Source organism: Shimwellia pseudoproteus (genome assembly GCF_016415625.1).
Classification (GTDB): Bacteria; Pseudomonadota; Gammaproteobacteria; order Enterobacterales; family Enterobacteriaceae; genus Shimwellia; species Shimwellia pseudoproteus.
On the sequence record NZ_WBXP01000081.1, the window covers coordinates 1 to 7,669 of the forward strand.

Annotated in this window: 6 protein-coding genes and 1 pseudogene; 3 read left to right on the plus strand and 4 right to left on the minus strand. The window is 49.0% G+C overall.

Annotation, left to right across the window (positions count from 1 at the left end; all coding sequences use genetic code 11):
• Nucleotides 1-96 precede the first annotated feature (96 nt).
• Entirely contained in the window at nt 97-1,509 is a 1,413-nt protein-coding gene (gndA, locus tag F9C28_RS19220) for an NADP-dependent phosphogluconate dehydrogenase (protein ID WP_199016877.1), read from the plus strand.
• Between the two features lie 62 nt (nt 1,510-1,571).
• Here the strand turns inward: gndA and F9C28_RS19225 are convergent.
• Nucleotides 1,572-2,935 (minus strand): IS3 family transposase gene (locus F9C28_RS19225; RefSeq protein WP_199016874.1). Its coding sequence is split into 2 segments (ribosomal slippage): nt 1,572-2,458 and nt 2,458-2,935, totalling 1,365 coding nucleotides; the frame shifts between segments, so codons are not numbered across the junction.
• 129 nt (nt 2,936-3,064) lie between these two features.
• Here F9C28_RS19225 and rfbB point away from each other — a divergent pair.
• Nucleotides 3,065-4,144, plus strand: a complete 1,080-nt coding sequence (rfbB, locus tag F9C28_RS19230) for a dTDP-glucose 4,6-dehydratase (protein ID WP_199016875.1) — start codon at nt 3,065-3,067, stop codon at nt 4,142-4,144.
• The gene (gene rfbA, locus F9C28_RS19235) at nt 4,145-5,017 is read left to right on the plus strand and encodes a glucose-1-phosphate thymidylyltransferase RfbA (protein WP_199016876.1); all 873 of its coding nucleotides are present in this window, start codon (nt 4,145-4,147) and stop codon (nt 5,015-5,017) included.
• A 143-nt stretch (nt 5,018-5,160) separates the two neighbouring features.
• Here rfbA and F9C28_RS20525 read toward each other — a convergent pair whose 3' ends face one another.
• The 3 genes and pseudogenes from F9C28_RS20525 to F9C28_RS19250 all read right to left on the minus strand — a co-directional run bounded on the left by F9C28_RS20525 (nt 5,161) and on the right by F9C28_RS19250 (nt 7,507).
• Nucleotides 5,161-5,724, minus strand: coding sequence for a glycosyltransferase family 25 protein (locus F9C28_RS20525; RefSeq protein ID WP_199016878.1), 564 nt, complete (start codon nt 5,722-5,724; stop codon nt 5,161-5,163).
• Nucleotides 5,725-5,952, minus strand: a pseudogene (locus F9C28_RS19245) (transposase); the annotation flags it as partial. It lies immediately after the preceding gene.
• Nucleotides 5,953-5,993: 41 nt separating this feature from the next.
• Nucleotides 5,994-7,507 (minus strand): IS3 family transposase gene (locus tag F9C28_RS19250; protein ID WP_370673415.1). Its coding sequence is split into 2 segments (ribosomal slippage): nt 5,994-7,057 and nt 7,057-7,507, totalling 1,515 coding nucleotides; the frame shifts between segments, so codons are not numbered across the junction.
• Nucleotides 7,508-7,669: the final 162 nt, after the last annotated feature.

Here is a 7,669-nt window from a genome sequence, read left to right on the forward strand (position 1 = left end):
TTGAACTTTTGCTTTGTCACAGGATGTCGCTACAGGGTCAGGAGTGTGGTGATCTGATCCTAATTTCGGCTAAAAGTTCGATTTATTCAACAAAGCCTGTCCAAACAGCAAATCGGCGTTGTCGGTATGGCCGTGATGGGGCGCAACCTGGCGCTCAACATTGAAAGCCGTGGTTATACCGTCTCCGTTTTCAACCGCTCCCGTGAAAAGACTGAGGAAGTGATTGCCCAGAACCCTGGTAAAAAACTGGTGCCTTACTATACCGTCCAGGAGTTTGTTGAATCCCTTGAAAAGCCGCGTCGTATCCTGTTAATGGTGAAAGCGGGTGCTGGCACTGATGCGGCCATTGACTCCCTGAAGCCGTTCCTTGATAAAGGCGACATCATTATTGATGGCGGCAACACCTTCTTCCAGGACACGATTCGTCGTAACCGTGAACTGTCTGCAGAAGGCTTTAACTTTATCGGTACTGGCGTTTCCGGCGGCGAAGAAGGCGCACTGAAAGGCCCGTCTATCATGCCTGGTGGCCAGAAAGAAGCCTATGAACTGGTTGCGCCTATTCTGAAACAGATTGCTGCTGTGGCTGAAGATGGCGAACCTTGCGTGACCTATATTGGCGCTGATGGAGCAGGTCACTATGTGAAGATGGTGCATAACGGCATTGAATATGGCGATATGCAGCTGATTGCAGAAGCCTATGCGCTGCTGAAACAGGGCCTGAACCTCTCCAACGAAGAGCTGGCGACCACCTTTACCGAATGGAATAAAGGTGAGCTGAGCAGCTACCTGATCGACATCACCAAAGATATCTTCACCAAAAAAGATGAAGAAGGTAAATACCTGGTTGATGTGATTCTGGATGAAGCCGCCAACAAAGGCACAGGGAAATGGACCAGCCAGAGCTCTCTGGACCTGGGCGAACCGCTGTCCCTTATCACTGAATCTGTCTTTGCGCGTTATATCTCTTCCCTGAAAGAGCAGCGCGTCGCCGCATCTAAAGTGCTGAGCGGTCCGGCAGCCAAAGCGTTTGCGGGTGATAAAGCCGAGTTTATCGAGAAAGTGCGTCGCGCACTGTATCTGGGCAAAATCGTCTCTTATGCACAGGGGTTCTCTCAGCTGCGTGCTGCATCTGAAGAGTACAACTGGGATCTGAATTACGGCGAAATCGCGAAAATTTTCCGCGCTGGCTGCATTATCCGCGCCCAGTTCCTGCAGAAAATCACCGATGCTTACGCGCAGAACCCGTCTATTGCAAACCTGTTGCTGGCGCCGTACTTCAAAAAAGCGGCTGACGATTATCAGCAGGCACTGCGTGATGTGGTTGCGTATGCCGTACAGAACGGTATTCCGACACCGACGTTCTCTGCCGCTATTGCTTACTACGACAGCTATCGTTCTGCCGTGCTGCCTGCTAACCTGATTCAGGCGCAGCGCGACTACTTTGGTGCGCATACTTACAAACGCACCGATAAAGAAGGCGTGTTCCACACCGAGTGGCTGCAGGACTAAGTAAAATAATAATTCATAAGCCCGGCAATGTGGACTGACCCCATAAAGTTGGACAGTTCATGTTAAGCGGCTATCAGGGCCTGGATTCGGTATTCTACCGGACTCAGGCCTTTTAATTTCAGGCTGATCCGCTCGTTGTTATAGTACTGGATATAGTCCTCTATCGCCTTCCTCAGTTCATTCAGATCGCTGAACTTGTTCAGGTAAAAACACTCCGATTTCAGCGTGCCGAAGAAGTTCTCCATCACCGCGTTATCCAGGCAGTTTCCCTTGCGCGACATGCTTTGTTTCATACCCCGGGCCTTTAACTTTGCCTGATACCCTGCCATCCGATATTGCCAGCCCTGATCCGTGTGCAGCAACGGTGCATCCTCCGGTCCGAGCACTGAGAACGCACCGTGCAGCATCGTATTAACCATCTCCATCACCGGCTTTTCTGACAGGCTGTAGGAGATGATCTCCCGGTTAAACAGGTCGAGAACCGGCGACAGGTACAGCTTTTTACCCTGTACCGAGAACTCTGTAACATCCGTCACCCATTTTTCGTTGGCTTTCGATGCACCAAAGTTCCGGCTCAGGATATTGGGCGCAGCCTTGCCCACTTCCCCTTTCCAGGAACGATATTTCTTCACCCTTATCACAGAGCGGAGCGACAGCTCTGCCATCAGCTGCTGCACTGTTTTATGATTTACCAACAACCCCTGTTTTCTTAGTGAGAACGTGATCCTTCGGTAGCCATAACGCCCTTTGTGATAGTGGTAAATCTCTCTGATTTTGTCTTTCAGCCCGGCATGCCTGTCCACTCGCTTCAGCGCATTCATGTTGTGATACCACGTACTGCGGGACATACCCGCTGCCCGCAGAAGATCGCCGAGCGCATACTCCAGCCTTAGCTCACTGATTATTCCGGCTTTCTGCCGCTTTTCTCGCTTTGAACTAAGGCCTTCAGCTTTTTTAGATAGGCATTCTCTGCACGCAGGTAACGGAGTTCAGCCCGCAGCTGTTCGGGAGATAACTTTTCCAGTTCCGCATCGGTAAGTGGAGGTGTTTTTTGGGATTTTGTCATGTTCCTGCTCCGGCCAGGTTTTATGTTCAGAAGTCCTTGCTCACCCGTGTCTTTGTAAACATTTACCCAGTGCCGGACAACGGATTCATTTGAGATATTAAACCGTGCGGCAGCTTCACGCAGCGAAAGTTCGTCATCGAGAACGGCCTGGACAACAGTCATCCGGAAGGTCGGAGAATGGCGGTCATTTTTCCAGGTAATGCCATCAATACCGTGGAGTTGCCAGGCTCTTACCCAGCGTCGCACTGATGTTCTTTCGACGCCAAAGCGTTCAGCTGTACAATGGGTTCCATCTTTTCCAGCAAGGTAGTGATTAACTACCGCTAATCTGGTTTCGAGGGAATATTTTGGCTTAGCCATAAAAAACTGCACCTTACTCAGTTGGGTGTCCAACTTTTGGGGTGCAGTCCAATGCCGGGCTTTTGTTTTTTTAGGGGGAAACAACGTATAATTGATTAATTCTGTGAGCTATTTACCCTCTGAGGTTCCATGAAAATTATTATTACCGGCGGGGCCGGGTTTATCGGTTCAGCGGTTGCTCGCTACATTATTAATGAACAGCACGACGAGATCCTGATTGTCGACAAACTGACTTATGCAGGAAATCTTGCGTCTTTAGCGCCCGTCAGCCACAGTCCCCGTTATCACTTTGCGCAGGCGGACATCTGTGATCGGGAGGAAATGACCCGTCTGTTTGCCTCATTTCAGCCTGATGCGATCATGCATCTTGCGGCAGAGAGCCATGTAGACCGGTCTATTGATGGCTCCGGGGCATTTATTGAAACGAATGTTATCGGCACCTGGACGTTACTTGAAGTGGCGCGTCATTACTGGCAGAACATGGACACTGACCGCAAGTCTCAGTTCCGTTTTCATCATATTTCGACGGATGAAGTCTATGGGGATTTGCACTCTGCCTCAGATCTGTTTACCGAGCAGACACCTTATGCGCCAAGCAGCCCTTATTCTGCTTCCAAGGCTTCCAGTGATCATCTGGTACGTGCATGGATGCGAACCTACGGCCTGCCGACCATAGTAACCAACTGTTCAAATAATTATGGTCCTTACCATTTCCCCGAAAAGCTTATTCCACTGGTCATCCTGAATGCACTGGCTGGTAAGGCATTGCCTGTTTATGGCGATGGTGGGCAAATCCGCGACTGGCTGTATGTAGAAGATCATGCCCGCGCGTTGTACGCCGTCGTTACGCAGGGGACGGTGGGGGAGACCTGGAATATTGGCGGGCATAATGAGCGTAAGAATATTGATGTCGTCCGAACCATTTGTCGCTTACTGGATGAACTCATTACCGACAAGCCTGCAGGCATCACACACTTTGAAAGCCTGATCACCTTTGTGAAAGACAGACCAGGCCATGATTTACGCTATGCGATTGATGCTGCGAAAATTGCCCGCGAACTGGGATGGAAACCACAAGAAACATTCGAATCAGGTATCAGAAAAACCGTGCTCTGGTATTTAAATAATGAGAAATGGTGGCGCAGCGTGCAGGATGGTTCCTATGCCGGTGAACGGCTGGGGCTGGGTGAACAGGCGGGGAATATATAAATGAAAGGGATCGTACTGGCTGGTGGGTCCGGGACCCGGTTATATCCAATCACCCTCGGGGTGTCTAAGCAGCTTATCCCTATTTATGATAAGCCAATGATTTACTACCCGATCTCGGTCCTTATGCTGGCTGGGATCCGCGATATTCTTATCATTTCGACACCCGGTGATTTGCCCTTGTTCAAACGCCTGTTGGGGGATGGCAGTCAGTTCGGCGTTCAGTTCTCATATAAAGAGCAACCCAGTCCGGATGGCCTTGTACAGGCATTCCTGATTGGTGAAGAGTTTATTAATGGGGAAGCCTGCGCACTGGTTCTGGGCGATAACATCTTCTTCGGCCAGGGCTTCGGTCCTAAACTGGCTCAGGCGGCAGATGCAGCGCAGCACAATTCCACTATTTTTGCCTATCAGGTCAGTGATCCTGAGCGATTTGGGGTAGTAGAGTTCGACAATGAAAAGCGGGTGATCTCCATGGAAGAGAAGCCCCTTAAACCAAAATCCAGTTGGGCCGTTACAGGGCTCTATTTCTATGATAAGGATGTGGTTGAGTTGTCCCGAACCATCCGGCCTTCCGCACGCGGCGAACTGGAGATTATGGATTTAAACCAGCTCTATCTTGATCAGGGCAAACTAAATGTTGAGTTACTTGGTCGCGGTTTTGCCTGGCTTGATACCGGCACCCATGAAAGCCTGATTGACGCTTCTCAGTTTGTTCATACTATTGAGAAGCGACAAGGATTTAAAATTGCCTGTCTGGAAGAGATCGCCTGGCGTAAAAAATGGTTAACGGACGAACAGGTTCTGGATGCTGCTAAGCATTTTTCTAAAACGGCTTATGGTAAATATTTGGAACAGCTGATTTTGTTTAAGTAATGCTGAGTATCTGATTGATATAAAAAGGCCCCGCTATTACAGGGGCCTTTTTTGATCGTGGACTTAATTGCCATACTAATTTGTTATTTTAAAATCACACCTTAAACTCACTAATATATTCTTTCTTACATTATCAATTATTTTTAATGGCTCATTATTTTCTTCTCCAGAAAAATTCTTCTGATGTATTTGTGATAATACTTTATTACTTTATAAGTAAGCCTTTCATTAATAACCCGCATTTTATGCTGAAGTTGGGCTGGTGTCATTGCCCGTCTTTCTTTTTCAATCGTTGACAAGGACTTATCTGTGTCCCTTGAAACAATAAGGTCAGCATTTAATGCATAAACCTTAAGATAAGATAGCTGATAAAAGGAAAGCCAGTGATCAGCCTCTCTAATTAATGGTGTATTTATTCTCAGCAATGTTCTTGCTGCTTTGTTTGTAATGATGTAACCATGCGTACATTTGGGGTTGTACGCTTCGAAAAAAACATACTGATTATTTATTTCAATTTTTACATTATTGAAAATAGTTTGTGTCTTGTGTAAAAGATAAACTTTGTTTTTATCTTTAATATCATGCTTTGAAAATTCAGATATAAAATTATTAATGTCACATAGAAATAATGCATCATCTTCTAATATAAGAGCGCAGCTCAGTTTTTGGTTGATAATTTCACGATAGATTTTTTGATGACTTAGAATCTATCCCAAAAGGATTTTATTCCAGACAATGATGCTGCAAGCAAAATGCAGCATCGCCTCGTAGTTTTCGACTTTCTTCTCCCATCGCGTCAGTATGCGGCGAAAGCGATTCATCCAGCTATGTGTTCTTTCCACAACCCAACGATGTGCCCTGAACTCCCTGTTTTTAATTGCCTCAGACTCCTCTTTCCTCGACTGGATATGAGGTTCATAACGACGAGCTTTCAAACAAACGGTAAGTGTCAAGGTAGTTGGCACCCCCGGTTGATTTAGGCTGCCTGTTTTTCCCGTTCTGGATTCAGCATTACCTTGCCTACCGGATGCCAGTTTCGTGTTCTGCCAGACCAGCGTTCAGGCCGTTCCGCTTTTGCCTTTTTGTACACCTCATCCCGATTTTTCAGCAACACACCGTCTTCTCCACGATGTCGCTGACCCGGCGTCACATACCTGATGCCGCTATGTCTGTGCATTTCGTTATACCACTGAGCAAAAACCTCTATCCATTCACGCGCCTCCTCCAGCTTGCCGAACCCTGATGACGGCCACTGCGGGACATATTTCAGTGTCCGGAACAGCGACTCCACATACGCATTATCGTTACTCACTCCCGGCCGGCTGTGAGAGGGGGTTATCGCCAGCTCGTGTAGCTTCATTTGCAACGTCTGTGACTTCATCGCCGCGCCGTTGTCCGCATGCAGTACCGGCGGGTTTTGCCAGCATCCTTCCCGAAGGACCGTGCGTTGTATCAGGGCTGCCGCCTGCTCACCACTTTCAGTTTCATGCACTTCATATCCCACGATTTTTCGGCTGTAGAGGTCTTCCACCAGATACAGGTAAAACCAGCGCCCCTTTACGGTTGACGGAACCCATGTAATGTCCCATGTCCACACCTCATTCGGCCCGCTGGCCTGCCAACTCGTAGCCGGGGTGACTTTCTGCGCTGCCCGTTGCCGTCCCCGGCGATGCACCTCTCCATGACGACGCAGTACCCGGTAAAAGGTTGACTCGCTTGCCAGATAAATCCCCTTATCCGCCAACGCCGGTACGATTTGTGACGGGGGGAGGCTGGCGTAGTCTGGCTGATGGCACACTGCCAGTATCTGTTGCTCTTCTTGCTCACTTAACTGGTTCACCGGGGAGGGCCTGACCGTGCTGACACGCTTGTCTTCCCACGACGTTTGCCAGCGTCGCCACGTCCGTTCACTTAATCCCGCTTCCGTCAGCGCTATTGACAGCCGAGCTCCTGACGCCATCGCGTCCCGCACGTAACCGATAAGTGCCTGCCGCTCTGTTCCGGGCGTCAGTCGTCCTCGTCGGTTTCCCCGTAAAAATCCCGCAACTGCTTTCGCAGCACCAGTATCGCTGCCGCCTCCGCCAGCGCCTTTTCCTTACGAAGCAGTTCGCGTTTTAGTTGTTTAACTTCTTTCTGGCTTTGTTTGAGCGCCGCTTTGTCAGTGGGCGAAGACACCTGCAAAAAGCCTTGTTTCCACTGACTAATCTGTTCCAGGTAAAGCCCTTTTTTACGGCAGTATTGCGCGAGTTCTGTTTCGCTGAGTGTAGCTGTTTCGATAATCACAGCCAGCCGGGCTTCGGCTGACCATTGGTCTGTAGTTTTGTTTGCACCCGGCACCGGTATTCCCTCTGCTTTCGCCTTGTTACGCCAGTAATAAAGGGTAGCTTCCGATATCCCTTCCATCTGCGCAACTGCGGTGACGGTCATGTTGTAAGGCGGTAGTAATTTAGCCAGTGCAGCCGATTTACGTTCTGGTGAAATTCGTTTCACGATCTGTTCCCATCTTGTCATTAGTATTTTCGATGGGGGTGACAACTATCCTGACAGAGGGGGCAAATTTCCAGCCATTCAGCCTCATAGCCTTTGTCCATACACAGATGCAGCCTGCGACCCGGCCTGCCGGTCTGTAGCGCGTCCAGCGTATCTTCAACC